At 69.4% G+C, this 25,593-nt stretch carries 25 protein-coding genes; 6 read left to right on the top strand and 19 right to left on the bottom strand.

Annotation, left to right across the window (positions count from 1 at the left end; all coding sequences use genetic code 11):
• Positions 1–7: 7 nt before the first annotated feature.
• The 8 genes from ACFYWJ_RS21470 to ACFYWJ_RS21435 all read right to left on the bottom strand — a co-directional run bounded on the left by ACFYWJ_RS21470 (position 8) and on the right by ACFYWJ_RS21435 (position 6,281).
• Complete coding sequence (locus ACFYWJ_RS21470) at positions 8–313, bottom strand: nuclear transport factor 2 family protein (RefSeq protein WP_355272377.1); 306 nt, start codon at positions 311–313, stop codon at positions 8–10.
• A gap of 9 nt (positions 314–322) precedes the next feature.
• Positions 323–496, bottom strand: coding sequence for a CsbD family protein (locus tag ACFYWJ_RS21465; protein WP_387162073.1), 174 nt, complete (start codon positions 494–496; stop codon positions 323–325).
• An 82-nt stretch (positions 497–578) separates the two neighbouring features.
• Entirely contained in the window at positions 579–1,733 is a 1,155-nt protein-coding gene (locus ACFYWJ_RS21460; RefSeq protein ID WP_355272379.1) for a CaiB/BaiF CoA-transferase family protein, read from the bottom strand.
• Positions 1,726–2,892: a CoA transferase gene (locus ACFYWJ_RS21455; protein WP_355272380.1), complete on the bottom strand. Its 1,167-nt coding sequence runs from the start codon at positions 2,890–2,892 to the stop codon at positions 1,726–1,728. The genes ACFYWJ_RS21460 and ACFYWJ_RS21455 overlap by 8 nt, the downstream gene beginning before the upstream one ends.
• A 51-nt stretch (positions 2,893–2,943) precedes the next feature.
• A complete protein-coding gene (locus ACFYWJ_RS21450) occupies positions 2,944–3,366 on the bottom strand; it encodes an OB-fold domain-containing protein (protein WP_355272382.1) in 423 nt (140 codons plus the stop codon).
• An 18-nt stretch (positions 3,367–3,384) separates the two neighbouring features.
• A complete protein-coding gene (locus ACFYWJ_RS21445; protein ID WP_355272384.1) occupies positions 3,385–4,590 on the bottom strand; it encodes a thiolase family protein in 1,206 nt (401 codons plus the stop codon).
• A gap of 4 nt (positions 4,591–4,594) precedes the next feature.
• Positions 4,595–5,098 carry a MaoC/PaaZ C-terminal domain-containing protein gene (locus ACFYWJ_RS21440; protein WP_355272386.1) on the bottom strand — a complete coding sequence of 168 codons (504 nt, stop codon included), beginning with the start codon at positions 5,096–5,098 and terminating at the stop codon, positions 4,595–4,597.
• A gap of 37 nt (positions 5,099–5,135) precedes the next feature.
• Entirely contained in the window at positions 5,136–6,281 is a 1,146-nt protein-coding gene (locus ACFYWJ_RS21435; RefSeq protein ID WP_355272388.1) for an acyl-CoA dehydrogenase family protein, read from the bottom strand.
• A gap of 275 nt (positions 6,282–6,556) precedes the next feature.
• Between ACFYWJ_RS21435 and ACFYWJ_RS21430 the strand changes: the two genes are divergently transcribed.
• From ACFYWJ_RS21430 to ACFYWJ_RS21415, 4 genes are all read left to right on the top strand, one after another.
• Positions 6,557–7,912 carry an AMP-binding protein gene (locus tag ACFYWJ_RS21430; protein WP_355272390.1) on the top strand — a complete coding sequence of 452 codons (1,356 nt, stop codon included), beginning with the start codon at positions 6,557–6,559 and terminating at the stop codon, positions 7,910–7,912.
• A gap of 76 nt (positions 7,913–7,988) precedes the next feature.
• Positions 7,989–8,930, top strand: coding sequence for a LysR family transcriptional regulator (locus ACFYWJ_RS21425; protein ID WP_355272391.1), 942 nt, complete (start codon positions 7,989–7,991; stop codon positions 8,928–8,930).
• A gap of 26 nt (positions 8,931–8,956) precedes the next feature.
• Positions 8,957–9,358 carry an aldehyde dehydrogenase family protein gene (locus tag ACFYWJ_RS21420; RefSeq protein ID WP_387208228.1) on the top strand — a complete coding sequence of 134 codons (402 nt, stop codon included), beginning with the start codon at positions 8,957–8,959 and terminating at the stop codon, positions 9,356–9,358.
• Between the two features lie 6 nt (positions 9,359–9,364).
• Complete coding sequence (locus ACFYWJ_RS21415) at positions 9,365–11,011, top strand: FAD-dependent monooxygenase (RefSeq protein WP_355272392.1); 1,647 nt, start codon at positions 9,365–9,367, stop codon at positions 11,009–11,011.
• 7 nt (positions 11,012–11,018) lie between these two features.
• Here the strand turns inward: ACFYWJ_RS21415 and ACFYWJ_RS21410 are convergent, their stop codons facing one another.
• Positions 11,019–11,405 carry a VOC family protein gene (locus tag ACFYWJ_RS21410; RefSeq protein WP_355272393.1) on the bottom strand — a complete coding sequence of 129 codons (387 nt, stop codon included), beginning with the start codon at positions 11,403–11,405 and terminating at the stop codon, positions 11,019–11,021.
• Between the two features lie 101 nt (positions 11,406–11,506).
• On the opposite strand from ACFYWJ_RS21410, the gene ACFYWJ_RS21405 reads away from it, so the two are divergent.
• Positions 11,507–12,133 carry a TetR/AcrR family transcriptional regulator gene (locus ACFYWJ_RS21405; protein ID WP_355272394.1) on the top strand — a complete coding sequence of 209 codons (627 nt, stop codon included), beginning with the start codon at positions 11,507–11,509 and terminating at the stop codon, positions 12,131–12,133.
• Positions 12,134–12,140: 7 nt separating this feature from the next.
• Here the strand turns inward: ACFYWJ_RS21405 and ACFYWJ_RS21400 are convergent, their stop codons facing one another.
• The 9 genes from ACFYWJ_RS21400 to ACFYWJ_RS21360 all read right to left on the bottom strand — a co-directional run bounded on the left by ACFYWJ_RS21400 (position 12,141) and on the right by ACFYWJ_RS21360 (position 22,189).
• Entirely contained in the window at positions 12,141–13,202 is a 1,062-nt protein-coding gene (locus ACFYWJ_RS21400; RefSeq protein ID WP_355272396.1) for a lipocalin-like domain-containing protein, read from the bottom strand.
• A 17-nt stretch (positions 13,203–13,219) separates the two neighbouring features.
• Positions 13,220–14,524 (bottom strand): oxygenase MpaB family protein, encoded by a 1,305-nt coding sequence (locus ACFYWJ_RS21395; protein WP_387208225.1) that lies wholly within the window; start codon positions 14,522–14,524, stop codon positions 13,220–13,222.
• A 99-nt stretch (positions 14,525–14,623) separates the two neighbouring features.
• Positions 14,624–16,426 (bottom strand): multicopper oxidase domain-containing protein, encoded by a 1,803-nt coding sequence (locus tag ACFYWJ_RS21390; RefSeq protein ID WP_355272397.1) that lies wholly within the window; start codon positions 16,424–16,426, stop codon positions 14,624–14,626.
• Positions 16,427–16,824: 398 nt separating this feature from the next.
• On the bottom strand, positions 16,825–17,433 hold the full coding sequence (locus ACFYWJ_RS21385; RefSeq protein WP_355272398.1) for a TetR/AcrR family transcriptional regulator: 609 nt from the start codon (positions 17,431–17,433) through the stop codon (positions 16,825–16,827).
• A gap of 59 nt (positions 17,434–17,492) precedes the next feature.
• Positions 17,493–18,461: a glycine betaine ABC transporter substrate-binding protein gene (locus tag ACFYWJ_RS21380; RefSeq protein WP_355272400.1), complete on the bottom strand. Its 969-nt coding sequence runs from the start codon at positions 18,459–18,461 to the stop codon at positions 17,493–17,495.
• A complete protein-coding gene (locus tag ACFYWJ_RS21375; RefSeq protein WP_355272401.1) occupies positions 18,458–19,195 on the bottom strand; it encodes an ABC transporter permease in 738 nt (245 codons plus the stop codon). Before ACFYWJ_RS21375 ends, ACFYWJ_RS21380 begins: the two co-directional genes overlap by 4 nt.
• Positions 19,192–20,472, bottom strand: a complete 1,281-nt coding sequence (locus ACFYWJ_RS21370; RefSeq protein ID WP_355272402.1) for an ATP-binding cassette domain-containing protein — start codon at positions 20,470–20,472, stop codon at positions 19,192–19,194. Before ACFYWJ_RS21370 ends, ACFYWJ_RS21375 begins: the two co-directional genes overlap by 4 nt.
• Positions 20,469–21,113, bottom strand: a complete 645-nt coding sequence (locus tag ACFYWJ_RS21365) for an ABC transporter permease (RefSeq protein WP_355272404.1) — start codon at positions 21,111–21,113, stop codon at positions 20,469–20,471. Before ACFYWJ_RS21365 ends, ACFYWJ_RS21370 begins: the two co-directional genes overlap by 4 nt.
• Before the next feature lie 140 nt (positions 21,114–21,253).
• The gene (locus ACFYWJ_RS21360; protein WP_355272405.1) at positions 21,254–22,189 is read right to left on the bottom strand and encodes a TauD/TfdA family dioxygenase; all 936 of its coding nucleotides are present in this window, start codon (positions 22,187–22,189) and stop codon (positions 21,254–21,256) included.
• 179 nt (positions 22,190–22,368) lie between these two features.
• On the opposite strand from ACFYWJ_RS21360, the gene ACFYWJ_RS21355 reads away from it, so the two are divergent.
• Complete coding sequence (locus tag ACFYWJ_RS21355) at positions 22,369–23,871, top strand: aldehyde dehydrogenase family protein (protein WP_355272407.1); 1,503 nt, start codon at positions 22,369–22,371, stop codon at positions 23,869–23,871.
• Positions 23,872–23,898: 27 nt separating this feature from the next.
• Here ACFYWJ_RS21355 and ACFYWJ_RS21350 read toward each other — a convergent pair whose 3' ends face one another.
• Entirely contained in the window at positions 23,899–25,563 is a 1,665-nt protein-coding gene (locus ACFYWJ_RS21350; RefSeq protein WP_355272409.1) for a bifunctional 3'-5' exonuclease/DNA polymerase, read from the bottom strand.
• Positions 25,564–25,593: the final 30 nt, after the last annotated feature.

Below are 25,593 nucleotides of genomic sequence, written 5' to 3'. Positions count from 1 at the left end.
GTCGGCCTCAGAGCCCGGTGTTCTCCGCGAACACCGGGCTGGCCAGCACGAAACTCGCGAAGTCCAGCTTCCGGATCTTCCAGGCGCCGTCGCGCCGCACGAACTCGAACGCGTACCCGCCCGACAGCAGTTGATGCCTGCCGTCGGACGTCAGGCGGAAATAGATCACGTCGGCCGTCGCGGTCGCGGTGTCACCCGCGATCTCGACCACCGATTCGAACTTTCGAGTGACCGTGGATGATTCGTGCCGAAGTAACCGGTCGAGCAGGGTGACGACCCGACGTGATCCGCAACGATCGCTGCGCGACCTCATTCGGCGCAGCTAGTTCTTGAAGGCGTCCTTGAACTTCGCGGCGGACTGTTTCAGGTTGCCCTTGGCTTGTTCGATGCGGCCTTCGGCCTCGAGGCTTCGATTACCGGTGGCGCGACCGAACACCTTCTTGATCCGGCCCCTGGTGGCCTCGACGGAATTCGCGATCTTCTTGCTCATACTCATGGCGGTTTCCTCGCTGTCTGAGAACCAAGTCAACGCCGCGGTCTCCTCGGTGTCAACGATGCTGCGCTATGGCAGAGCATCGTCAGCCGATCGCGCCCTGTTCACGCAGGGCGGCGAGCTCGGCGGGAAGGAAGCCCCAGTCGCCCAGCACCTCGTCGGTGTGCTCACCGGGTTCAGGCGGTGGGCGCTGGATCATGCCCGGCGTGCGGCTGAATCGCGGCGCGGGGGCGGGTTGGACCACTCCGTCGATGTCGACGAAGGTGCCGCGAGCGCGGAGGTGTGCGTGTCGCGGTGCTTCGGCGAGCGAGAGCACCGGAGCCAGGCAGGCCTCCTGACCATCTGCGAGGGCACACCACTCGTCGCGGGTCCTCGTCAGGAATATCGCCGTGAATCGTTGGTGCACCGACGGCCACTGCGATCTGTCGTGCTGGTCGGGCATCTCGGATTCGTCGATGCCCATGATGCGCAGCAGGTTGCGCCAGAATCGGGATTCGTTGGCGCCCACGCTGATCCAGCCGCCGTCGGCCGTTTCGTAGACGTTGTACCAGGGCGCGCCCGAGTCGAGCCGGTTCACGCCGCGTTCGTCGCTCCAGTAGCCGGCGGCGAACAGGCCGTAGAACAGGGTCATCAGGGAGGCCGAGCCGTCGACCATGGCGGCGTCGACCACCTGGCCACGGCCCGACGTCGTGCGCTCCAGGAGCGCGGAGACGAGGCCGAGCGCCAGATACAGTGAGCCGCCACCGAAGTCGCCTGCCAGGTTGAGCGGAATCGCGGGCGGTTCGCCCGCGCGACCCACCGCGTGCAGGACGCCGGTGAGCGAGATGTAGTTGATGTCGTGGCCGGGATCCTGGGCCAGCGGGCCGCCTTGGCCCCAGCCCGTCATCCGGCCGTACACCAGCGCCGGGTTGGCCGCGAGGCACTGCTCGGGTCCCAGTCCCAGCTTCTCCGCGACGCCAGGACGGAATCCCTCGAGCAGGATGTCGGCCTCGACGACCAGTTTCAGCACGGCCGCCACGGCGGCGGGCTTCTTCAGATCGACGACAGCGCTGCGCCTGCCGCGGTTGAGCAGATCGAATCGGGCGTCGATCGGGGCGCCGCCGTCGTAGCCGGGTGGCCGGTCCAGCCGGATGACGTCGGCGCCCAGGTCCGCCAGCAGCATGGCGCAGAACGGGGTCGGCCCGACCCCGCCGAGTTCGACGACACGAACGCCGGCCAGTGGCCCGCGCGCGTCACCCATGGCCGAGCCCACCCGGACGCTGCCCCAGGCTGTCCCGCAGCGCGTCGTCGGAGGCCCCGATATCCTGCGCCGCGGGCAGCGGCGGCGGGCGGCGGCCGTCGAAGGACAACGGCAACCCGACCACCCCGATCTCGTCCGCGGACGGCGCGCCGATGATGCCCAGTGCCCTGGTCTGTTCGTGGGCGACCATCTCGGCGGTGGTCTGCACCGGCGCGACCGGAACACCGAAGTCCTGCAACCGTTTCTGCCAGTACTCGCGCGGCTGCCCGGCCAGCCGATCACCGATCAGGCGGTCGATCTCGGCGCGGTTGGCCAGCCGTCCGGCGTTGGTGGCGAACCGGTCGTCGCTCGCCCATTCCGGCCGGTCCAGCGCCTCGCTCAAACGCGCGAACAGGCCGTCGTTGCCGCAGCTGACGATCAGATCGCCGTCGGCGGCCGAGTACGCGCGGTGCGGCACGATGAACGCGACGCCGGAGCCGTGCCGCTCGCCGGGCGCGCCGTCGGTGTTGTAGCCGGCCACGCCGACCGACATCCACGTGATCGCCGTTTCCAGCAGGGAGGCGTTCACCGCGGCCCCGTCGAGCTTGGACCGGCGCCGGTGCAGCGCGGCGAGGATGCCGATGGCGGCCCACATGCCGGTGCCGAAGTCGATGATCGACACTCCAGCGCGCACGGGCGCGCCGTCGTGTTCGCCGGTGATGCTCATGATGCCGGAGAAGGCCTGCATCAGCGGGTCGTAGCCGGGCAGGGTGTTCATCGGCCCGGTGTGGCCGAAGGCGCCGACCTCGCAGTGCACGAGTTCGGGCTTGGTCACCCGCAGGCTTTCGGCGTCGAGGCCGTACTTCGCCGCGGAACCCGGCCGCAGATTGTGCAGGAACACATCGGCGCGTTCGGCGATCAGCTGATGCAGCAGCGCGAGCTGATCGCGGTCCTTGATGTCGATGCGGATGGAGCGTTTGCCCCGGTTGAGCGCGTGGAACGCCGCGCCGCTGCCCTGCCACATGCTCGGGCCCCAGCCGCGCGAGGAGTCGCCGGTGGGCCGCTCGACCTTCCAGACCTCGGCGCCGAGTTCGGCGAGGATCTTGCCGGTGAACGGCGCCGAGGCACTGTCGCCCAGTTCGACCACGACGATTCCGGACAGTGGAAGTTCGTTCTGCATCGGCTGCTCCTGTCCTCGTCGTGATCGATCATGTCCTGTCATCGTGCACCTCTACCCGGGGCTCGTGGCGGTGAAAACCGGGATGGTCTGGGCGCCGCGTTCGACGAACCGGACGGTGACGTCCTGGTCGATCGCGATCGACTCCGGCTCGCCCTCGATCTGGGCGAAGAGCACATAGCCCTCGGCCATCTGTACGAACCCGACCGTGTACGGGGTGATCGACGCCCACACCGGGGTCGGGCCGCGCGTCACCGTACTGAAGGAATAGACCGTGCCTCGCCCGGCCGACTCCGCCCAGACCAGCGCGGCCGAGGAGCAGTAGGGGCAGGACGAGTGTGCGGGCCAGACGGCTTCGGCGCAGTCGGCGCAGCGCTGGTAGGTCAGCCGCTGTTCGTCCAGGGCCGCCCAATAGGGCGCGGCGTCGAGCAGTTGGTAGGGCTGCGGCCACTCGGTGGGTGCGGTTGCTTCGCTCATGATGTTCTCCGATTCCGCTCAGGCCGCCAGCACGAGGACACTGCCCGCGGCCAGCATGCCGCCCGCGCCCTGGACCAGCGCGGTTTCCGGCTTGCGGTTCGGTGCCAGGCCCAGCGGCTGCCCGCGCAGCTGGCGCACGGTCTCGACGATGGTGTCCATGTTGCAGGAGATGCCGGGCTGGCCGAAGGACAGCCAGCCGCCGTTGGTGTCGGTCGGCAGGTCGCCGTCGATCCCGGTGCGGCCTTCGCGATAGATGTCGATGCCGTGTCCCTTCTTCGCGAAGCCCAGGTCCTCCATGACGATGGGGCCCATGTGCGCGAAGTTCACCGACATCTGCACCATGTCGATGTCGGACGGGCCGAGCCCGGACATCGCGTAGGCCTGCCGGGCGGCCTCGATGGTGGCGGTGTGGGTGAGATTGGGCAGCGTGCCGAAGCCGGGAAACTTGCAGGCGCGCATGTTCATCCGGTCCGACAGGTATTCGTGCGTGGTGGCCGAGCCGTACCCGTGCAGGTAGACCGGTTTCTGATGCGCCCGCACATTGTCGGGCGCGGTGACGACCAGCGCGCCGCCGGTGCCGCCGCCCCAGGTGGAACACATCCACCGGCGCAGCGGGGTGGCCACATACGGCGAGGCGAGCACGGTGGCGACATCGATCTCGCCGTGCCGGGCCTTGGCCGCGTGCGGATGGTGCGCGCCCCAGCGCTGATTGGCGACAGCGACTTCCGCGAGATCGGTTTCGGTGATCCCGAATTCGTGGAAGTACCGGCGCGCGGCCTGGGCGTAGAGCGACGGGATCGTCGGTCCGTACATCACTTCGTACTGCGGATCCGCGTCGGCCTCCGCGCCCATGGCCACGGCGTCGACGAACAACTCCGTCGCATCGCTCTGCAGGCACAGCACGTACTCCGCCTTGCCCGCGGCGATCATCTGCGCGGCCTGCGCGAGCGTGGCGGTCAGGCCGGCGCCGTGCAGGGTGAGTTCACTGGTGAACGTCAACGGCATCTGCATGTGCGAGGCGAAGATGTTGTTCCACTGCGAGCGCTTGTCGGCCCACGGCGAGCGGCCGGTGAACAGGGCGTCCACCTGGTTCTTCGTGATCCCCGCGTCGGCGAGCGCCGCCACGGTGGCCGCGACGGCCAGCTGCAGCGGGTCCTGGCGATTCGCGCGTGTGGCATAGGCGTCGCCCATGCCCACGATCGCGGCGACGGGTTGTGCGGTCATCAGGTCAGCCCCGCACCTTTTCGGTCGGCAGCGAGGCGCCGACGAGGGCGTCGAGGTCCGCGCGCTTGCGCAGCATGAGCAGGCTCCACTCGCTGCGCTGGACCACGTCGCCGTGCTGGTTGAGTGCCTTCATCAGGAACGTGATGACGCCGAACTTCTCGTCCTTGTCCTGCTTCGCCACGACCTCGGCGGTGACGTAGATGGTGTCGTTGATCAGCACCGGCTTCAGGTAACGCAGATTGTCGATGCCGTAGTTCGCCTGGATCGACGGGCCGAACTGGATCAGGCCGGTCATCAGCGAATAGGTCAGCGATCCCTGCACCAGGCGCTCACCGAAGCGGGTCTGCGCGGCGTAGTGGACATTGGAGTGGATCTCGATCCAATTGCCGGTCAGCGCACAGTAGTTCACCACGTCGGCTTCGGTGATGGTACGTCCGCCCGAGCGGAAGACGGTGCCGACCTCGATCTCGTCGAGCGGCATGTCGATACGGTTGTTGATGGTGGCCATCGCAGGTTCTCCTCGAAATTGTTGCGGGCGTGCGGGATCAGAGGCGCATCGACTTGGCGATGATGGTGCGCTGGATCTGCGAGGTGCCGCCGCCGATGGTGGACTGCACGCTCTCGCGCAGGTAGCGCTCCATGTCGGCCTCGGGCAGGTTGGCGTAGCCGCCGAGGATCTGCATGCCGTCGAGCGCGCACTGCTTGAGGGTCTCGGAGCCGTAGAGCTTGGCCATCGAGGTCTCGCGGGCGGCGGGCAAGCCGGCGGCCTTCATCTTGGCGGCGCGGTAGCAGAGCAGCCGCGCGGCGTCGACCCGGGTCTGGTTCTCGGCCAGCATGTGCTTGAGCACCTGGAACTCGTAGATCGGCTTGCCGAACTGGATGCGCTCGTGGGCGTACTTGTTCGCGGCCTTGACGGCCTCCTGGGCATTGCCGACGTAGGCGGCGGCGACCGCGCAGCGCTCGAGCTCGAGGTGGTCGGTGATGATCTTCCAGCCCTGGCCGACCTCGCCCAGCAGCGCGTCGGCGGGGACGCGAACCTCGTCGAGGAAGATCTCGGTGGTGCCGGTGGCGTGCCGCGACAGGGTCGGCAGCTTGCGGATGTCCAGGCCGGGAGTGTCGTTCGGGATCAGCAGGACCGACAGGCCGCCGTGCTTGTCGTCGGCGTCGGTGCGCACCAGCATCGCGATGACGGTGTCCTTCGCGGCGGCACCCGAGCACCACAGCTTCTGGCCGGAGACGATCCAGTCACCGTTCTCGTCGCGTCGGGCGCGGGTCTTGGTGTTGGAGGCGTCGGAGCCGGCGTCGGGCTCGGAGATCGAGACCGAGAAGCGGATCTGGCCGTCGATGAACGGCTTGACGTAGCGCGCCTTCTGCTCGTCGGTGCCGTACTTGAGGATGTTCATGGCGGTGAAGGTGGGCACCAGCACCGAGCAGGCGAAGTCGAAGCCGAACTTGCCCAGACCCTCGGCCATCAGCGAGTAGTCGAAGATGTCGCCGCCGGAGCCACCGTCGGCCTCGTCGATCAGGATGCCGAGCCAGCCCTGGGCGGCGATCTTCTCGTACGCCTCGTACGGGTACTCGCGGCCCACATCGCACTTGCGCACGTACTCGACGGTGATCTCGTCGTCCATGAACTTGTTCACGACATCGAGCCAGGCGGACTGCGCCTCGTCCAGGAAGTTCGAATTCATTCTCTGTGCTCCGTAATGCGATGGTTTCGGATAATTGTTCGCCGAGCATTACGGTATTCCCGCTCCGGCCACGCGCCAAGTGATGATCTTCGAATTCATCATTCGACAGTTTCGAATCCCCTTCCCCCGTTGGCAAGTGAAGAATTTCGAAGTCGCGATTCGAAGACAGCGAATTGAATAGCGGTAATTGCCGAACTATGGTCGGAGAAACAATCGCCGCCGGACGACAACGGTAGCGCGGCGGTTTTGCATCGGCCATTCGGGAGTTCATCATCATGAGAAAAGTTCCTTTCTCGGCGCAGTACTGGAGTGCCGTCGAGACCCTGTCCGCGACGGAATCGCGCCGGGTCCAGGACGAGCGGCTCCGGGAGCAGCTCACCTACCTGGCCGCGCACAGCGCGTTCTACCGGGCGAAGTTCGCCGAGCACGGGGTGGACGTGGACAAGGTCCGGACGGTCGCCGACCTGGCCGGACTGCCGTTCACCGAGAAGCAGGAACTGCGTGACAGCCTGGCCTCGACCCCGCCGCTGGGCGCGCACGTCGCGGCCGACGCCGCCGACATCGTGCAGATCCAGGCCTCCTCGGGGACCACCGGCTCGCCCTCCTACGTCGGCCTCACCGAGCGCGACATCCGCACCTGGAGCGAGCTGGGCGCCCGTGCCCTGTACGCCAACGGCTTCCGCCCCGGTGACCGGTTGCTGCACGGGTTCGGCATGAGCAAGGGCTTCGTCGGCGGACTGCCGATCGTGCAGATCCTGCAGTACATGGGCATCGTCGACATCCCCATCGGCGCCGAAGCCGGCGCCGAGCGGTTGCTGCGGGTGCAGGCCGACCAGCGACCGAATGCCCTGATCGGCACCCCGTACTTCCTCACCCACCTCGCCGAACAGGCACCGCGGATCGTCGGCCGCGCCGCCGCCGAGCTCGGCGTGCGGGCGATCAGCGTCGGTGGCGAGCCGGGCGGCGGACTGCCCGCGGTCCGCGAGAAGCTCGAATCCCTCTGGGGCGCCACGGCACGAGAAATGCTGGGCGGCACCGACATCGCGTGCACCTACTGGGGCGAGTGCGAGGTCGGCGACGGCATGCACTTCCTGTCGCCGGACCTGATGATCGCCGAACTCGTCGACCCCGAGACCGGCGACCAGGTCGCGCCGGTGGCGGGAGCCACCGGCGAGCTCGTCTACACCGCGCTGCGCCGCCAGGCCTCGCCCCTGCTGCGCTTCCGCACCCGCGACCACGTGGTGGTCACCGGCACCGACTGTGCGTGCGGCCGGACGGGGTACAAGGTGCGCTGCGTAGGCCGCACCGACGACATGCTCATCGTGCGCGGCATCAATCTGTTCCCTTCGGCGGTCAAGGAACTCGTCATGGAACTGGCGCCCGCCACGACGGGCGAGATGCGCATCCGCGCCGACTTCGAGGGCCACTCCACCCAGCGACCGCTGCCGCTGGTCGTCGAGTTCGCGCCGCACCTGAGCGTCGAGCAGCAGAGCGACCTGCGTGCCACCATCGAACAGCGGGTGCGCTCGGCGCTCAACGTGAAGGCGGTCGTCGAGCTCGTGCCCGACGGCACCCTGCGGCGCCCCGACCACGTGAAGGTCGCCCTGATCGAGCGCGTCCCGGCACTCTGAATGCAACATATACGATATATAGCATTTGGTGACGGCGTATGATCGAGCTCACCGGTACGGCGCACACGGAGGTGGAATGGGCACGCTCAACCGGCTGCATCTGATCCGGCAGGTGGACCTGTTCACCCTGCGGCTGTTCCTCTCGGCCATCGAGGAGCAGCAGATCGGCCTGGCCGCGATCAGGGAGAACATCGCGGCCTCCACCGCCACCAAACGCATCCAGGTGCTCGAGAACATCGCCGGCGTCAAGCTGCTCGAGCGCACACCCAAGGGCGTCGTCCCGAGCGCGGCGGGCGCCATTCTGGCCCGGCACGCGCGGATGATCTTCGACAGCCTCGACGACATGCGCACCGAGTTCGCCTCGCTCACCGAGGGGGTCCAGGGCGAGCTGCGGATCGTCTCGGCGCGGTCGGTGCTCGTGCCCTTCCTGGCCCGTGAACTCGGCGAGTTCGGCCGCGAGTACCCGCTGGTGGATCTGGTCGTGCACGAGGTGGAGAACGCCGACATCGTGCAGGAGGTCGCGCGCGGCGAGGCCGACCTCGGCGTCTTCGCCTCCGCCTACGGACTCGACCTGGACGGCGTCGACGTGACCCCGTACCGGCGTGACCGGCTAGTCGCGGTGGTGCCGCTGGGCCACCGGCTCAGCGAGGCGGGCAGCGTCACCATCGGCGATCTGCTGCCGGAGAACCTGATCGCCCCGCGCGCGCTGGTCGGCGCGTTGCGCGCGGCGGCGCACCGTATCGGCCTGGACTACGCGCCCAAGCACGTGCTGCGCAGTGGCGGCGCCGCCATCAGCCTGGTCAACGCCGGACTCGGGGTCACCGTGCAGCCGGAGTGCCTGGTCGGGCACGAATGGACCGGCCGGGTCGCCGTGCTCGAACTGGCCGAGCCGTGGGCCGAGCGCCGGATCCACCTCGCCACCGCCCGCGGCCGCGAGTTCAGCCCGGCTACGAAGATCCTCGTCGAACAGCTGCTGACCCGGCCGATCGACGACCCCGAGCCGACCGACGACTTCTGAGTCACCCCGTCACTCCTCCCGCGCCGGTGCGTGTCACCACCGGCGAATCGGTGTGCGCCACAGAAAAATACGGACATGATCGAACCGCACTCCCCGCCATTCCGCGGTTCGTTCCCGGCCCGAAACGTCACCTCATCGGCGGCGAGTGGGTCGACGCCGCCTCGACAAGGCCGCCCCGGGGGCCGCGATGGACATCTTCACCAACAGCGGCCAGGTTCGACGACCTCGACGAGGCGCTGGCCGGCGACACCCCCTACGGACTGGCGGGCGGGGTCTGGACCCGCGACCTGTCCACCGCGCGCACGGTGGCCCGCGGCATCGACGCGGGCACCATCTGGTCTATATCAATCTCGGCCGACGAGGCTGCCGCGGGACGCCCCGGCGTACGATCAGCGAACACACTGAGGCGGGGTAGTCCAACGAGGTGATGTCGCATGGTCGAGACGGATGTGCTGGTCGTCGGTGCCGGTCCGGTGGGCACGGCCGCCGCTGTCGAACTGGTCCGGCGCGGGGTGCGCTGCCGGGTCGTCGACACGCAGGCCCACCCGCCCAGATACGCCAAAGCGGTCGGCATCCAGCCGCGCACGCTGGAGCTGTTCGAGGGGATGGGCGTTCTCCGCGACGTCCTCGACGCCGCGATCCTGATCCGCGGCCAGCTCGTCTTCGTCAACGGCGTCGAGTCGGGGCGGCTCGACCTGGCGCTGCCACCCGAGGTGCCGTTCGCCTTCGTCGGGCTGCCCCAGTACGAGACCGAGCGCATTCTCTGGCAGCGGCTGGCCGCGCTGGGCACGCACGTGGAACGCGGGGTGACGCTGACCGGGTTCACCCAGGACGACGACGGCGTCGACGCAGTGCTGGCCGGACCCGACGGCGAGCACACGGTGCGGACGCGATACCTGGTGGGCTGCGACGGCGCGCACAGCATCGTCCGCAAGACCCTCGGGCTCACCTTCGAGGGCGCGGCGTTCACGGAGCAGTACATGCTCGGCGATGTCGAGCTGGACTGGTCGCAACCGCGCGGCTACGGCGTCCGGGCGATGCACCAGACCGACGGCGTCACCGACGACGTCCTGGTGTGCATCCCGCTGCCCGGCCGCCACCGCTACCGCGTCTCGATGCGGGTGCCCCCGGAACTCGAGATCGGCGCGGGCGCCGACGGTGTCGCGCACGGCTTCGGCAGTGGTCCGGCACCCGAATTGGCCAATATCCAGGCGGTACTGGACCGGTTGTCGCCCGAGCCGGTGCGCGCGTCACACCTGCGCTGGTCGTCGGTGTTCCGGATCAGCCACCGCATCGTCGACTCCTACGGGCGCGGACGGGTTTTCGTCGCGGGCGACGCCGCCCACATCCATCCGCCCACGGGCGCGCAGGGCATGAACACCGGCATCCAGGACTCGCACAACCTGGCCTGGAAACTGGCGCTGGCGGTCGCGGATCTGGCCGCGCCGCAGCTGCTGGCGAGCTACGACGCCGAGCGCAGGCCGGTGGGCGAAGAGGTCGTCGGCCGCACCGTGCGCCATGCCAGGGACGGCATCGGCGCGGGCGACCCCGACCCGGAGCATGTACTGCTGCGCGAAGCCCAGCTGCTCATCGACTACCGCGACAGTCCCATCGTTTTCGATTCCCCGGTCGGCGCACCCGCGCCGACGGCAGGCAGCCGCGCCCCGGACGCGACCGGGCTGACCCGCGACGCGGTGGCCTCGCCGTTCCGGTTGTTCCCGTTGCTCACCGGCCCGGACCACACCGTGCTCTGCTACGTGGACAGCACCTGCGACGCCGCGACGCTCGACGAGATCGAGAGCCGTGTCGAGCTGCTCCGGGAACTGGCCGACGACCGGCTCGACGCCTATCTCGTCGCCGCGCCGGGCGCCACCGCCGTGGCGGCGGCCGTGCTGCCGGTGATCCATGATCGCGACGGTGACTTCGCCCGGCAGTACCACGCCGGACCCGGCGCGGTGTACGTCGTCCGGCCCGACGGCTATCTCGGGTACGCGGCCTGCCCTGCCTCCGCGCACGACCTCACCCGCTACTTCGGCGCGATCTTCGCGCCCGTGCCGGAGGGTGTCGCCGGGACCGCCTGAGCGTGGCTCAGTGCTTCCCGTCCTCGATCCGACGGCGCAGCAGACAGAACTCGTTGCCCTCCGGGTCGGCCAGGACATGCCACGATTCGGCGCCGGTCTGCCCGATCTCGACCGGTCGGGCCCCGGCGGCGAGCAGCCGCCGCAGTTCCGCATCCTGATCGCGGTCGGTGGGATTCACGTCCAGGTGCAGGCGCAGTTTCTCGCGCTTCGGTTCCGTGCTGCGGCTGAACAGCAGGGTGGGCTGCGGGCCGCCGAATGCCGTTCCGGGCGGGCCGATCTGGATGTCGCCCTCGTCCCGGTCGAGTTCGACGTAGCCGAGGATCTCGCACCAGAAGTCCGCCAGCCGTTGCGGATCGGCGCAGTCGAGGACGAGTTCGGTGATCCGGCAGGCCATGCCGGCGACCCTACGCGGGTGGCAGCCGCGGCCGGGGACGACACCCGGTGCCCGGCCCGCGGGGCGATAAGCTGACCTGTGATGGCGACAGGAAGGCGACGATGACCCCCAGGGCCGAGGACCCGCGACCCACCGCGCCGGTGTCCAAGCGCAAAGCGGCGTCGGCCGGACGCGCGGCACGCAGGCTCGGGGTCGAGGACTGGACGAACGCGGCGCTGCGGGTCCTGCTGCGCGAAGGGGTCGCCGGCATCACGATCGCCAAGTTGTGCGATGAGCTCGGGGTGACCAAGGGCAGTTTCTACTGGCATTTCGACGGTATCGATCAGCTGTTGCAGACCACGGCCCAGTTCTGGTGCGCCGATCAGAACGATGCCGCGCGCGGCTTCCAGGGCCTCGAGGAACTGCCGCCCCGCGAGCGGCTGGCCCGCATGGGCGAACTGCTCACCGCGGAGCGGGTGTGGCAGATCGAGCTCGCGGTGCGGGACTGGGCGCGCACCAACGCCGAGGTGGCCGCGGCCGTCAAGGCGCTCGATCAGCGGATCTTCCACGCGCTGTCCGACACGCTCGTCGAGATGGGCTTCGCCGCCGATCAGGCCGAGATGCGGGCGGGCCTGATGTGTTTCGCCGGGATCGGCTTCGTCCACGGCAACCAGAATCTCCCGGTGCCGACCGAGGATCAGCGCCGGGAGTTCTTCCGCTTCATCACCAGCACGGAGTCCGTGGACTGACCGCTGATCAGGTCAGCGCGACCAGTTCGTGCAGGGTCGTCCCGGTGCGGTGCTCGGTGCCCGCGCCGGTGCGCACGGCCAGCGTGAAGGTCGACTCGAACCGGAAGTAGCCCGGATGCCCCACCAGCCGGTGCACGAGCGGTTTGATCAGCCGGGACCGGGCCACCGGGACATCGTCGAGCAGGTCGTGGGCGTGGATGACGCGCACGACGTCCAGGCGCAGCTCGAGGCTGCCGGGCACGGTCAGTTCCACCCATTCGGGGTAGGTCCGTCCGGCGGTGGCGTCGAAGCGCGCGGGTCCCTCGGTGAGGACGGTCTCGCCGGTGGACAGCACGATCTGCTCGTGGTGGGCCAGCATCAGCGGGCTGATCTCGTGCCCGCCCCGGCGCTGCTGGGTCAGGACGGAGGCGAACAGCAGGGAGTAGTCCTCGACGTAGAGCCGTCCCCAGTGCCAGCGCTCGATGATCTTCTTCATGTCGCCGACGCCCCAGTTGTGGTCGTGGTATCCACGCCCGGTGACCTCGTGACGCACACCGTCGAGTTCGATCGCGCCGGTCACCCGGGCCCGGGGCGCGCCCACCATCCAGCCGAAGGAATCCCTGGTGCCGAAACGGGTTTCGCCCTTGCCGGGCATCCAGCTGGGCACTTCGTTGTGGAAGCGCAGGTCGAAGACGATGCCGTCCTCGGCCATCCAGAGATGATGGATCGGCAGGCCGTCGGACCCGGTTTGGGTGCGGGCGGTGTTGTGGCCGACGCGGATATCGCAGGCCACGGCCGAGAACGACGTCTCGGCGCGGGGATAGCGCCGCGACACCTGACGGCGGGTGCCGTCGGGCGCGTAGACCATCATCTCGACCCACGGCCGCGCGGTGGGCAGGTCCTCGGGCCTGCGCTTGGTGAGGAAGCCGATCACCACGTGCCCGGTGTCGAGGTGGGCGTCGAAATACCAGTGTTCGAAGGCGAGCCTGCTCGGCGAGGGATGGAGTCCGTTGTGCCGTGGCTCGACTGTTGTCAGGACACCGTCGCGGCGTCCCGGTCCGTTCCACACTTCGACGATGTCGCTGGTCATGACTGCTTCCGGTCGGTTCATCGGCGCAGGGCGCCGCTGGCGTCGAAGGCCGCTTCCCGGCCCTGCATCTGGGCGCGATACCAGTTCTCGCGATGCCACAGCATCAGCTTCTCGTGCGCCCGCGCGAACGGCGGGCAGACCCGGCGGGCGACCTCCATGGCGGTGATCAGCGGGAACCGGACGATCGGCACGACGATCCACGGAAACGCGGGCGGCATCGTGTAGCGACGGCGGGTGCCGGGCGCCATGTACATCGCGGAGTACACGGAATTGATGCGGTAGTTGTACTTCTCGCGTAGCCGGGTCAGGCCACGGTGACCGTCGCGGGGCGCGAAGGCCGCCGGGTAGGACTCGATCAGTTCCGTGCCGTGCTGTCCCGCGTCGTAGGAGCGCGACACGATCGTCATGGCCAGCACCCGCAGCGCGTCCAGGACGGTCTCCGGGTACCAGCGCAACCGCACGCCGAGCAGGTGCCCCAGGTACTTCTGGAAGTGCAGCAGCGCACGGATTTCCGACGGCGTGGTCTGATACCCCAGTACCCACAGTCCCAGGCCGGGCGTCACACTGCCGCCGAGCAGCGTCAGCATCTGGTAGGTCTGGCTGATCGGCAGACCCCACCGTTCGATGTCCCATTCGGGGTGACCGGCGACCTTCGCCCGCACCGAGACGTGCATGACGCGCACCTTCAGCGCGGTGGCGCGACCGGCCGAGCCCGGGGTGAGCAATGCGTCGGGGGCCGAGACGTCCATCCAGAAGCGGGTGGTCTCCAGGAACCGGCGCAGGGCGCTGTCCCCGGCGTAGCCGCCGGCGAGCGACAGCGGGGTCGCGACCGCCGCCTCGGTGTACATCTCGAGCGTCTCGGCGCCGGCGAAGCTGAACAGCATGGTGCCCCAGCGCCGCCAGATGGCCGCGCCCTGTTCCACCAGCTCCGGCACCACCCACTCGGGTACGGTCTCGAACTCGTAGAACAGCGCGCGCATGGATTCGGGCGCGTCGGGCACCGCGTCGATACCCTCGGCCAGCGCGCGGTCCAGCAGGCGGCGTCCGGCCTTCGCGCCGATCGCACCGTGGCTCACCTCGGCGACGAACCGTTCGGCCACCGGGTCGCCGGTGAACAGGTCCGCGCACAGCGCCACGGCTTGTTCGTCGCTGGGAAACAACCGCTGCCGGGTCACCGTGGTGAACAGGCGCTCGATCCGGCGCACCCGCGCGGTACCGCGTGCCTCCCAGTAGCGGAAGGCGGTGGGGCACTGCACCGGTGGCCGCTCGACCGCCGACCGGGGTGGGTCGGATCGGACCTGACTGTCGACGAATTCGGCCAATGCCGTGCTCCTGACGTGAAATTCGCTCCCCGGCTGTCGCGATAAGCCGACCATACTACGGAGAACATGTATCCGTACCTGAAAGTATGGAAGCGAGCGTCAGGGCACGATGCGGTACTTCAGCATCATGTCGTGATCCTCGTGATCGAGCAGGTGACAGTGCCACACGTAGCCCTGCAGATCGTCATGCGAGCGGCCGCTGTGATCGGCGGTGCGGTGCGCGCCGTGGGAATCCGTGGCGTCGAGTTCGGTCGCGATCCGGCGCGGGAAGGTCGCGTCGGGGTCGAAGCCGAGTTCGGCCGCGGTGGGGAATCGGACGATGATGCTGGTGACGGTGCCGCCGTCGACCCGCACGATGTCCTTCCAGCCGGCTTCCCACGGCTGCGGCGGCACCATCGGACCGGCCAGGAATCCCTCGGCCGAGGGCGCCCACTTCTGCCCGATCGGCGGCTGCGGATGCGCCAGCTGGTAGTCGACCGTGCGCAGCGGTGTCCGGCCGAGAATCCGGAAGGTGACCAGGTGCAGGTGGATCGGGTGCGGGTCGGGCGTGATGTTGATGATGTCCCACTGCTCGACGGTGCCCTGTCGCGGCCGCTCGATGTCCGGGCTGGCGAAGGTGAGATTGTTCAGCGACATGATCGCGGGCGGCACCCGCAGCTCGTAGGGCTGACTCACCGTCACCTGACGGACCACCGTCGGGGTCTCGAGCGCCGGGAGCACCGCGGGACGAGATCCCCCGCCGCGCAACCGCTCCGGCACGCCACCCGCGAATCCGGGCCGATCCTGTACCCGGAACTGGCAGAACACCGGCATCGCCACCTCACCGAGAACAGCCGCCTGGAAGACCGGCGCCTCGTCATTGCACAGTTCGACGGTCTCCCCCGGCGCCAGTCCGGCGAAATCGACCAGCACGTCCACCCGTTCCCCCGGCGCCAGCCGCAGCTCGTGTACCGGGACCGGCGCGTCCAGCAGTCCGTGCTCGGTGCCGATCACCCAGAACCGCATCCGGTTGCCGAAGAACAGATTCCACACACTGAACGAGGCCGCGTTGAGCATCCGGAAGCGGTAGAGACCGCGCGCGACCGGCAGGTACGGCCAGATCTTGCCGTTGACCACCCCGACGTCCCCGACCGCCCCGCCTTCCCATCGCCCCTGTGGAACGACCGGCGTCGAGCGCACCGATTGCCGTCCGTCGGCGGTGAACAACTTCTCCTGCAAGACCAGTGGCACTTCGAACTCCCCGGCGGGCAGACCGAGCGGGTTGCCGGGCGCACCCGTATCGACATCGTCGCGGAGCAGCAGCATTCCGGCGAGTCCCGCGTAGACGTTCACGCGGGTGATCCCCATCGCGTGGTCGTGATACCAGAGGTGGCCCGCGTCCTGCGCCAGCGGGAAGTCGTGGTCGAGATCGCCGCCGGGATAGACGAGTTGCTCCGGGTGCCCATCGCTGTCCGGCGGTGTCACTCCCCCGTGCAGGTGCAGCGAGGACGGCGGAGCGGCCCGGAAGCTCTCGGCGACGCCGTGCAGGGTGGTGTCCATGTCGGCGGCCAGCGGATGGGCGCTCATCCGGTTCGCGAAACGCAGGCGCAGCGGCGTGCCCGCCCGATGCTCGATGGTCGGCCCCAGGTAGGTCGACCCGTTGTAGCCCAGCGCCGGTGATTCCGGCAGATCACGGTGGAAGCGATGGGAGGTCGTCGCCGCGACCAGATCGAGCCGGTCTCCGCGCACCACCGGCAATCGGGGCAGCTCGTCCACGAACGGCTCGACCTTCGGGGAAGGAAACAGCAGCGGACTGCGCGCCCGCGGCGGCACCGCGGCGGCCGAGGTCTCGAACAGCGCCGCGCCGAGCAGGCCAGCCCCGGCGGCACGCAGGAACCCACGACGTTCGATCGGATATCCCATGGCCGAGCCCTTCCCGGGCTGCACCGTCGCACGCACCGCCGTGCGACCATACCATTGGGTACAGTTATCAGTACCTCATCGAATGTCGCGGGACCGAGCTGTTCATCGCGTCGCCGGACAGCGCGACTGGCCGATCGGCCGCCTCGTCTCGGACGCCTCGAGCGGTCGCGGCGCGAACCCCGACATCGGCCTCGTCACCTCGGATGCCGATGCGGGACAGACGACCCCGTCCGCCGGACCGAAGTTCATCGTGGCGAGCGGTGCGCAGACAACCTGGGCGAGGGCGATGAGACACAGCATCTCGGTCCGCGTCGGCGCCGCATCCAGGTCGCGACTGCGCCGGAACGCCCGGGAAGCAGCGCCGCCCCACACTCGACCGAGAAATCGTCGACAGCGGCTCACCGGGTCGACAGGCGGTCGTTGGCAACCAAGGCTTCCGAGGCAGCGAGTGCAACTATGCACGCGAGTTCGGTTGCGTACGACGGAGCCTCGTCGAGCACGCTCAGCCACGCGAACAGCGGCGCGAGGAGTAGCGACCTGGTGATCGCGGGATCGGGGCGGCAGCGCAGCTCGCCACGGCGGATCGCGCGATCGAGCAAGGTGGCGACCACCGCGCGCTCCGTCACCGGACAGGTCGACGCGAACCGGGCGCTCAGCGTGCAGTCGCCGCGGATATCGGCCAGCAGACCCGCCACTGTCTCGCCACCCGATCGCCGCAGCCGGGCGCCGAGACCGTCGGCGAGGGCACCCAGATCGCCCCGGAGCGAACCGGTGTCGGCGGGCGGATTCTCACGCAGGGCATGCAACAAGGCCGCGAAGGCCATCTCCTGACGGGTGACGAAACGCCGGTGGATCGCCGCCACGCTCACCCCGGCCCGCGCCGCGACCGCGTCGACGGCCAGACCCGCGTATCCGGACTCGTCGAGGATCTCGCGCATCGACTCCGCGATCGACTCGTCGATCCGCCGCTCGCGCACGCGGACATCCTCGCGTTTCACCGTCACCATGAAGGCAGCATACGAAACTGTTAGTTTCGATATCAAGCGTCTCGTAACCGGTGACCCCGCTACTCGATCAGACGCTCGCTCTTCAACCAGTCGTAGGCGACATCGGACGGGTCCTCGCCGTCGATGTCGACGCGGCCGTTGAGGTCCTGCATCAGTTCGTCGGTCAGCCGCTCGGAGATGGTGCCGAGCAGTGCCCGCAGTTCGGGGTGCTGCTCGATGACCACGCCGCGGACCACGGCTGTGCCGCTGTAGGGCAGGAAGAACTTCTTGTCGTCGTCGAGGACGGTCAGGTTCAGGTTCTTGACGCGGCCGTCGGTCGTGTAGACCATGCCGAAATTGCAGGGCTGGCTCTTGGCGGTCGCGGTGTAGACGACGCCGGCGTCCATCCGGGTGACATTGCCCGAGGGCACGCCGTTCGGATCGTTGTACGGGATGCCGTACTTCTCCAGCATCGGCAGGAAACCGTCGGAGCGGCTGAAGAATTCGTCGTCGACACAGAAGGTGCGCTCGGCCACCGGCAGGGCGGCGGCCTCGGTCAGCGACCGCACGCCCAGCCGCTGGGCGGTCGGCGCCGACGCGGCGAAGGCGTAGGTGTCGTTGAAGTTGGCCGGTGGGAGCCATTCCAGGTCGTAGTCGCGCTTCTCGACGTCGTGGACGCGCTGCCACAGTTCCTGCGGGTCGGCGATCGTCTCGGTCTCGTTGTGGTAGTTCACCCATCCGGTGCCGGTGTACTCCCAGAGCACGTCCGCGTCGCCGTTGAGCTGGGCCTGGCGGGAGGAGGCCGAGCCCGGCGCGCCGGTCAGGTCGGTGACCGAGGCGCCCGCCGCGGCCAGATAGGTCGCGGTGATCTTGCCGAGCAGCACACCCTCGGTGAAGCTCTTCGACGTCACCACGATGTCCGCGCCGTCGAGCGGGCGGTCGCCGCCGGGCAGGCTCGCGTCGTGGAAGGTGCCCGACGAGCTCACCAGTCCGCATCCGGTGAGCAGGGTCAGACCGGCCACGAGCACCGGAACCAGCCGTCGTCTCATGAGACACCTCGCGGGGTCGCGGCCAGTTCGACGAGTCGGCCGAGCCAGTCGATGATCAACGCCAGCAGCCCGACCAGGACGGCACCGGAGATCAGCAGCTTGGGCAGGAACAGCGTGACGCCGGTGGTGATCAGGGTGCCCAGGCTGGTCGCGCCGATGAACGTGCTCAGCGTCGCGGTGCCGACCAGGATGACCAGCGCCGTGCGCACCCCGTTGAGGATCACCGGCACCGCCAGCGGCAGCTCGACCTGCACCAGCGTGCGCGCGGCGGAGAAGCCGATCCCACGCGCCGCTTCGATGGTCCGCTGATCCACCTGCCGCAGTCCGACGATCGTGTTCTGCAGGATCGGCAGCACCGCGTACACGACCAAACCCACGATCGCGGTGCGGAATCCGGTGCCGAGCCAGAACGTGAACAGCACCAGCAGGCCCACCGCGGGCGCGGCCTGCCCGATATTGGCGATATTGACCGCGATCGGCTCGAATCGCTTCAGCGCGGGCCTGGTCAGCGCGATGCCGAGCGGAATCGCCACCAGCACCACGATCAGCGTGGCGACCACCGTCAGCCGGATGTGTTCGGCGATGGTGGTCTGCAGATTGTCCCAGCCGAGGGAGGCCTGCTCGGTCGCGGTGAAGGTCGTCGACCGGTACCAGAGCAGGTAGCCCAGGCCGACCACCACGATGATGATCGGCTCGAACCACACGTCGATCGGCACGCGACGCAGCCTGCTCATGACGGTTCGGCCGGTGTGGTGCCGTCGTCGGCGGCGACGACCGGGGTCGGCGTCGGGTCGGACCCGTCGACATAGGTCTCGTAGGAGGACGCGGGCTCGGTGGCGTGATTCTCGGCCAGCTTCGTCTGGATCACCTCGGTCACCGACCCGATGCTCAGCGAGCCGACGACCGCGCCGCGCCCGTCGGTGACGAGGGTGGCGCCCTGACTGGCGGCCAGCATCGCGTCGAGCGCGTCGTTGAGCGTGGAGGACTGCGCGACCACCGGCAGCCGGCGATCCAGATAGTCGGAGACCTCGGGCTTGCTGGCGACTTCGGTGAGCGAGGGCCACGAGCGCGGCCTACCCGCCGCGTCGACGACCACGACCCAGGTGTGCCCGGCCGCCCTGGCCCGCTGGATCACCGCCTGCGCCGGTTCGCCGATGCGCGCCGTGGTCACCGGGTCGTAGGCGACATCGCGCACCCGCGAGACCGTCAGATACGCCAGTTTCGCGCCGGAGCCGACGAATTCCTCCACGAACGGTGTCGCGGGATCGGTGAGGATCTCCTCCGGGCGCGCGTACTGCTCGACGTGCCCACCCTCGGACAGGATGAGCACCTTGTCGCCGAGCTTGGTGGCTTCCTCGAAGTCGTGGGTGACGATCACGATGGTCTTGCCGAGTTCGTGCTGGATCGCGATCAGGCTGTCCTGCAGGCGAACCCGGGTGATCGGATCGACCGCGCCGAACGGTTCGTCCATCAGCAGCACCGGCGGGTCGGCGGCGAGCGCGCGGGCCACGCCGACGCGCTGCTGCTGGCCGCCGGACATGTCCTTGGGCAGCCGGTCGGCGAAGGTGGCGGGATCGAGACCGACCAGATCCAGCAGGTACTCGGTGCGTTCGGCGATGCGTTTCTTGTCCCAGCCGAGCACCCGCGGAATGGCGCCGATGTTCTTGGCCACCGTCCAGTGCGGGAACAGGCCGCCGGACTGGATCACATAGCCGATCGACTGGCGCAGTTTGTCGGGGTCCTCCCTGGTGACGTCGCGGCCGCCGATGAAGATCCGTCCCTCGGACGGCTCGATCAGCCGGTTGATCATCTTCAGCGTGGTGGTCTTGCCGCAGCCCGAGGGCCCGACGAAGGCGACGATGTCGCCGGCGTCGATCTCCAGATCGAGCCGCCGCACCGCGGGCGCGTCCTGCCCCTTGTACCGCTTGACGACACCGTCGAGCGTGATCGACGCCCCGGTCACGGTGCGCTCCGGCGTGGCCGGGGCGGGCTGGCTGGTCACTTCGGTCATGTCAGTCCTTCGGCAATCGTGAGCCGTCCGAGCAGGACGAGCAGCGCGTCGAACACCAACGCGATCGCGACGATGAGGATGGTGCCGGTCAGCGCCATCTCGAGGGCGTTGGCGCCGCCGAGGCGGGACAGGCCGTTGAAGATCAGCGAGCCCAGTCCGGGACCGAGCACATAGGCGACGATGGCCGCCACGCCGACGATCATCTGGGTGGACACGCGGATACCGGTGAGGATCACCGGCCACGCGATCGGGAACTCGACCGTCAGCAGGATCCGCCATCGCGACAACCCGATGCCGCGCGCGGATTCGATCACCGAGGGCGGCACCGACCGCAGCCCCACGATGGCGTTGCCGATCACCGGCAGCGCCGCGAAGAAGGCCAGCATGATGAACGACGGCACCACGCCGAGCCCGAACGGCACCAGCAGCAGCGCCAGCAGGGCCAGCGAGGGAATGGTCAGCGCGACCCGGCTGGAGGTGAGGGTCAGCGCCGAGGCCAGCGGCAGGCGATAGACGGCCACCGCGACGAGGACGGCGACGAGGGTGCCGACCAGCACGGTCTGGAAAGCCAGCGAGGCGTGCTGGTAGGTCAGGAAGGTCAGCAGCTCCCCCCGACCCCGCACATAGTTCCACAAGTTCACGGGAATCCCATCGTCGAGCCGGGCCGGTCAGGACCTGTGCGCGCGTGATCACCGGACGTACGTGTCGTCGAAGGGTAATCCATGACGTGCGTTCGGCCGGGGACCCGAAGTTCCGGAGGTGTTGCGATGCCGGTCGATTCCTAGGCCGCGCGCCGGTGCGGTGCACTCGTGTAGCCGGCGGCGTCGCCCGCGATCACCGTGCTCGGCGTGCCGTCGACGCCCACCGGGACCGCGCCGGCCAGGGTGATGCGGGTCAGCCTGCGGTGCTCGCGGCCGTCGTAGTCGTCGACGGCGTAGTGCTGGGTGGCGCGGTTGTCCCAGACGGCGACGTCACCGAGCGACCAGTCCCAGCGGGTGGTGTGCTCGAGCCGGGTCACCCGATCCTGGAACAGCCGGAACAGCGCCCGCGATTCCGAGCTCGACAGCCCGACGATCTCCTTCACGAAGCAGCCGAGCAGCAGGGCGGGCTCACCGGTCTCGGGGTGCACCTCGACGACGGGATGCTCAGTCTCGAAGTAGGTCGACTCGAACTCGCCGCGGTAGGCGCGGTCCTTGTCGTCGGGCCGGTCCTCGATGTCGGCGGCGTAGTCGTAGCGGTTGGTGTGCCGGGCACGCAGGTTCTCGGCCAGCAGTTTCAGCGGTGCGGGCAGCGCGTCGTAGGCGGCGACGGTCGAGGCCCAGGTGGTCGAGCCGCCGTAGCTGGGCAGCGCGACGGCGCGCAGGATCGAGGCGCTGGGCACCCGGTCGACGAAGGTGACATCGGTGTGCCAGACATTGGAGCGGGTCTGGTGCGAGTCGATGGCCAGGCTCTTCGCCCCCGCCGAGGTGACGGTGGGGTGCGGGGTGGTCGGGGTGCCGAGCAGCCGCGCGAACTCGTACTGCCCGTCCTCGGTGAGGTGGTGCTGATCGCGGAAGAAGATCACCTTGTGCTCGTGCAGCGCGGCCCGCACCGTGGCGACGGTCCGCGCGTCGAGCTCGCCGCCGAGCCGCACGCCCTCGATCCGCGCACCGAGGTGCGCGCCGAGCTTGACCACCCGCACACCGGTCGCGGGGACGGTGGTGTCATCGACGGACATACGGGGCCTCTCGCTCGAACCGGGACGATCCGGTCCTACGAAACCATCCGTGCCACGGCGGGAACAGGATTGGACTCACGGCGAGCGGAACCCCCGTCCGACGCCGTGGACCTGCTACTGCGCGGCGTCGCGTACGTTGGTCGGCGCACACCCGGCTCGAGCGAGAGGCAGATTCCCCGATGGTCCTCACCGACGAGCCGCTCCTGCGCTCCCCAGGTCTCTACCTGGACGGGCGCTGGGTGCGGCCGGTCGACGGCGGCACCAGAGCCGTCCACGATCCGGCCGACGGTGGCGTCCTCACCATCGTCGACGAGGCGGGCCCCGCCGACGTGTCGGCGGCGATCGCGGCCGCGCGCGCCGCCTTCGCGACCGGTGACTGGCCCACGACACCGAAGGCCGAACGATCGGCCCTGCTGCTCCGGATCGCCGAGCTGCTCGACGCCCACCGCGACGACCTCGCCCGGATCGAGACGGCCGACACCGGCAAGACCCTGCGCGAGAGCCACCTCGACATCGACGACGTGATCGCGGTGTTCCGCTACTACGCGCACCTGGTCACCCTCGACACCGACCGGCTCGTCGACACCGGGAACCCGGCGGTGATCAGCCGCGTCGTGCACGAACCGGTGGGGGTGTGCGCGCTCATCGCGCCGTGGAACTATCCGCTGCTGCAGATGTCGTGGAAGATCGCGCCCGCGCTGGCGGCCGGGTGCACCGTGGTGGTCAAGCCCAGTGAGGTCACGCCGCTGTCGACGATCGCGCTGGTGCGGTTGATCGACCGGGCCGGGGTGCCCGCCGGCGTGGTGAATCTCGTGCCGGGCAGCGGCGACGTGGTGGGTGCGGCGCTCACCGACAGCCCGGACGTCGACCTGATCTCGTTCACCGGCGGCGCGAGCACGGGGGCGAAGATCGCGGGCCGGGCGGCCCGGCACGTCACCCGCGTCGCCCTCGAACTCGGCGGCAAGAACCCGCATCTCGTCTTCGCCGACGCCGACCCCGACAGCGCCGTCGACGCGGTGCTCACCGGCGCATTCCTGCATTCCGGTCAGGTGTGCTCGGCGGGCACCCGGCTCATCGTGCACGCCTCGATCGCCGACGAGTTCGTCGCCGAGCTCGCGCGCCGTGCGGCCGCGATCCGGGTGGGCCCCGGTAGGGACCCGTCGTCGCAGACCGGTCCGCTGGTCTCCCCCGAGCATCGCGCGAAGGTGGAAGCGTATGTCGCGCTGGGCCTTTCGGAAGGTGCGCGGCTGGTGGCGGGTGGCCGCCGCCCCGACGACCCCGCGCTGGCGGCGGGCAGCTACTACCTGCCCACCATCTTCGACGACTGCGACCGCTCGATGCGCATCGTCCAGGAGGAGACCTTCGGCCCGATCCTCACGGTGGAACGCTTCACCACCGAGGCCCAGGCCGTCGCGCTGGGCAACGACACCGCCTACGGCCTGGCCGCCGGTGTCCGCACTGCCGACCCGGCGCGCGGCGAACGGGTGGTGCGCGCCCTGCGGCACGGCACGGTGTGGCTCAACGACTTCGGCGTCTACACGCCCGCCGCCGAATGGGGCGGATTCGGCCGCTCCGGCATCGGCCGCGAACTCGGGCCGACGGGACTGGCCGAATACCAGGAGACCAAGCACCTCTGGCACAACACCGCCCCGGCCGTCGGCGGGTGGTTCAGCACCGGGTAGCCGGAACCGGAACGACTCGGCGACAGCTCATTTCGCGTCGCCGTAGCACTGCACCACCGCGGTGGTGAACGGGAACCGCACCGGGGTGGGCCCGAAGGCGAGCCGGCCCGCGGTGTCGGCGGCGGTGGCGATCACGTCGACGATCATCGCGGCCTCCTCCTCCGGGCAGTGCACGATCACCTCGTCGTGCTGGAAGAAGACCATCTCGGCGCGCAGTCCCGCGCTCGCGATCGCCTGGCGGATCGCCGCCAGGACGAGCAGCGCCCAGTCGGCGGCGCTGCCCTGGACCACGAAGTTCCTGGTGAACCGGCCACGCGCCCGCGCGGCCGGCGTCCCGGTGAAGACCGCGCCGTTCTCCTCGGCGAGATCCGGGGACGTCGCCGTCACCGGCGGGCAGGTGCGGCCCAGCCAGGTGCGCACCAGCCGGCCTTCCTCCCCCGCGTGCGCCGCGTCGTCGACATAGGCCACCGCGGCGGGATACTGCCTGCGCAGGCCCGCCAGATGGGTGAGGGCATCGCCCGAGGTCTGCCCGTAGATGGCGCCGAGCAGCGCGAGTTTGGCCTGCGCGCGGTCGCCGCCGAAGCCCCGGGTCGCCAGGTCGGCGTAGAGGTCCTCGCCGCGACCGGTCACCTCCATCAGGGCCGGGTCGCGCGAGATCGCGGCCAGGATCCGCGGTTCCATCTGCGCGGCGTCGGCCACGACCAGCGACCAGCCGGGGTCGGCGCGGATCGCCTGCCGGATCACCTTCGGAATCTGCAGGGCGCCACCGCCATTGGTCGTCCAGCGGCCCGACACCGTCCCACCGGGCAGGTATTCGGGCCGGAAGCGGCCGCCGTGCACCCACTGTTCGAGCCAGGACCAGCCGTGCGCGGTGTGCACGCGGTACAGGGATTTGTAGGCCAGCAGCGGCGCGACCGCCGGGTGATCGATCTGCTGCAGTTCCCATTTCCGGGTGGAGGACACCATGATCCCGGCGCGGGAGAAGGCCTTGACGATGTCGTTGGGCAGATCGGGCCGCACCCGCACCCCGCCGCCGAAGGCCCGCGACACCTCGTCGGCCAGTTCCGCCATCCGGCGCGGTTCCAGCGCGCCCGGAAAGCGTTCGCCCAGCATGGTGTCCAGCAGCGCGCGGTGGATGTCGGCGCGCCACGGGATCCCGGACCGGGCCATCTCGGCCGCGACGAGCATGCCCGCGGACTCGGCGGCCAGGAGCAGTCGCATCCGTTCCGGGTGTTCGGTCCGCGCGGTCCGGGTGACCTGTCGCTCGTAGACCGCCACCAGCGCGGTGAATTCGTCGGTGCCCGGCGGCAGCGGCACCGGGCCCGAGTCGAACAGGGAGGGCTGGGTCTCGGCGGCGCGCACGGGAGCGTCCGGCGGGACGGCCAGTCCGTGCAGGCGCGCCCAGGCGGCGGCCAGCGACCTGGCCTGGCCGGACTGACCTTCCTCGTGTCCGATCAGCAGCGCCTCGGCGGCCTCGACGTCGTAGCAGCGCTCGACCCGCACTCCGGAGGCCAGCAGGGTCCGGTAGATCTCGGCGGTCGATCGCCACACCCACCGCTCGACCTCGGGACGCGCGCGGACTGCCTCGGCCAGCGACGGTTCGTAGAGGATCGGTCCCGCGGGCCTGCCGTCGGGGTCAAGCGGGCACAGCCGAGCGCCACCGTCACCTGTCTCCGCCACCGCCCATCGCACCCGCCGAGTGTGGCATCGGGGTCCGACACG

This window comes from Nocardia sp. NPDC003269 (assembly GCF_042888005.1).
GTDB lineage: Bacteria > Actinomycetota > Actinomycetes > Mycobacteriales > Mycobacteriaceae > Nocardia.
Note: the sequence above shows the minus strand (reverse complement) of the source record. Positions and strands in the feature narration are given on the sequence as shown.

Coding starts and splice junctions, on each gene's coding strand:
- ACFYWJ_RS21455 (WP_355272380.1), bottom strand. CDS start 2,892: ATGCAGAACGAACTTCCACTGTCCGGAATCGTCGTGGTCGAACTGGGC.
- ACFYWJ_RS21460 (WP_355272379.1), bottom strand. CDS start 1,733: ATGGGTGACGCGCGCGGGCCACTGGCCGGCGTTCGTGTCGTCGAACTC.
- ACFYWJ_RS21425 (WP_355272391.1), top strand. CDS start 7,989: ATGGGCACGCTCAACCGGCTGCATCTGATCCGGCAGGTGGACCTGTTC.
- ACFYWJ_RS21405 (WP_355272394.1), top strand. CDS start 11,507: ATGACCCCCAGGGCCGAGGACCCGCGACCCACCGCGCCGGTGTCCAAG.
- ACFYWJ_RS21435 (WP_355272388.1), bottom strand. CDS start 6,281: ATGAATTCGAACTTCCTGGACGAGGCGCAGTCCGCCTGGCTCGATGTC.
- ACFYWJ_RS21410 (WP_355272393.1), bottom strand. CDS start 11,405: ATGGCCTGCCGGATCACCGAACTCGTCCTCGACTGCGCCGATCCGCAA.
- ACFYWJ_RS21355 (WP_355272407.1), top strand. CDS start 22,369: ATGGTCCTCACCGACGAGCCGCTCCTGCGCTCCCCAGGTCTCTACCTG.
- ACFYWJ_RS21400 (WP_355272396.1), bottom strand. CDS start 13,202: ATGACCAGCGACATCGTCGAAGTGTGGAACGGACCGGGACGCCGCGAC.
- ACFYWJ_RS21390 (WP_355272397.1), bottom strand. CDS start 16,426: ATGGGATATCCGATCGAACGTCGTGGGTTCCTGCGTGCCGCCGGGGCT.
- ACFYWJ_RS21470 (WP_355272377.1), bottom strand. CDS start 313: ATGAGGTCGCGCAGCGATCGTTGCGGATCACGTCGGGTCGTCACCCTG.
- ACFYWJ_RS21445 (WP_355272384.1), bottom strand. CDS start 4,590: ATGACCGCACAACCCGTCGCCGCGATCGTGGGCATGGGCGACGCCTAT.
- ACFYWJ_RS21450 (WP_355272382.1), bottom strand. CDS start 3,366: ATGAGCGAAGCAACCGCACCCACCGAGTGGCCGCAGCCCTACCAACTG.
- ACFYWJ_RS21440 (WP_355272386.1), bottom strand. CDS start 5,098: ATGGCCACCATCAACAACCGTATCGACATGCCGCTCGACGAGATCGAG.
- ACFYWJ_RS21415 (WP_355272392.1), top strand. CDS start 9,365: ATGGTCGAGACGGATGTGCTGGTCGTCGGTGCCGGTCCGGTGGGCACG.
- ACFYWJ_RS21430 (WP_355272390.1), top strand. CDS start 6,557: ATGAGAAAAGTTCCTTTCTCGGCGCAGTACTGGAGTGCCGTCGAGACC.
- ACFYWJ_RS21370 (WP_355272402.1), bottom strand. CDS start 20,472: ATGACCGAAGTGACCAGCCAGCCCGCCCCGGCCACGCCGGAGCGCACC.
- ACFYWJ_RS21380 (WP_355272400.1), bottom strand. CDS start 18,461: ATGAGACGACGGCTGGTTCCGGTGCTCGTGGCCGGTCTGACCCTGCTC.
- ACFYWJ_RS21465 (WP_387162073.1), bottom strand. CDS start 496: ATGAGTATGAGCAAGAAGATCGCGAATTCCGTCGAGGCCACCAGGGGC.
- ACFYWJ_RS21375 (WP_355272401.1), bottom strand. CDS start 19,195: ATGAGCAGGCTGCGTCGCGTGCCGATCGACGTGTGGTTCGAGCCGATC.
- ACFYWJ_RS21360 (WP_355272405.1), bottom strand. CDS start 22,189: ATGTCCGTCGATGACACCACCGTCCCCGCGACCGGTGTGCGGGTGGTC.
- ACFYWJ_RS21385 (WP_355272398.1), bottom strand. CDS start 17,433: ATGGTGACGGTGAAACGCGAGGATGTCCGCGTGCGCGAGCGGCGGATC.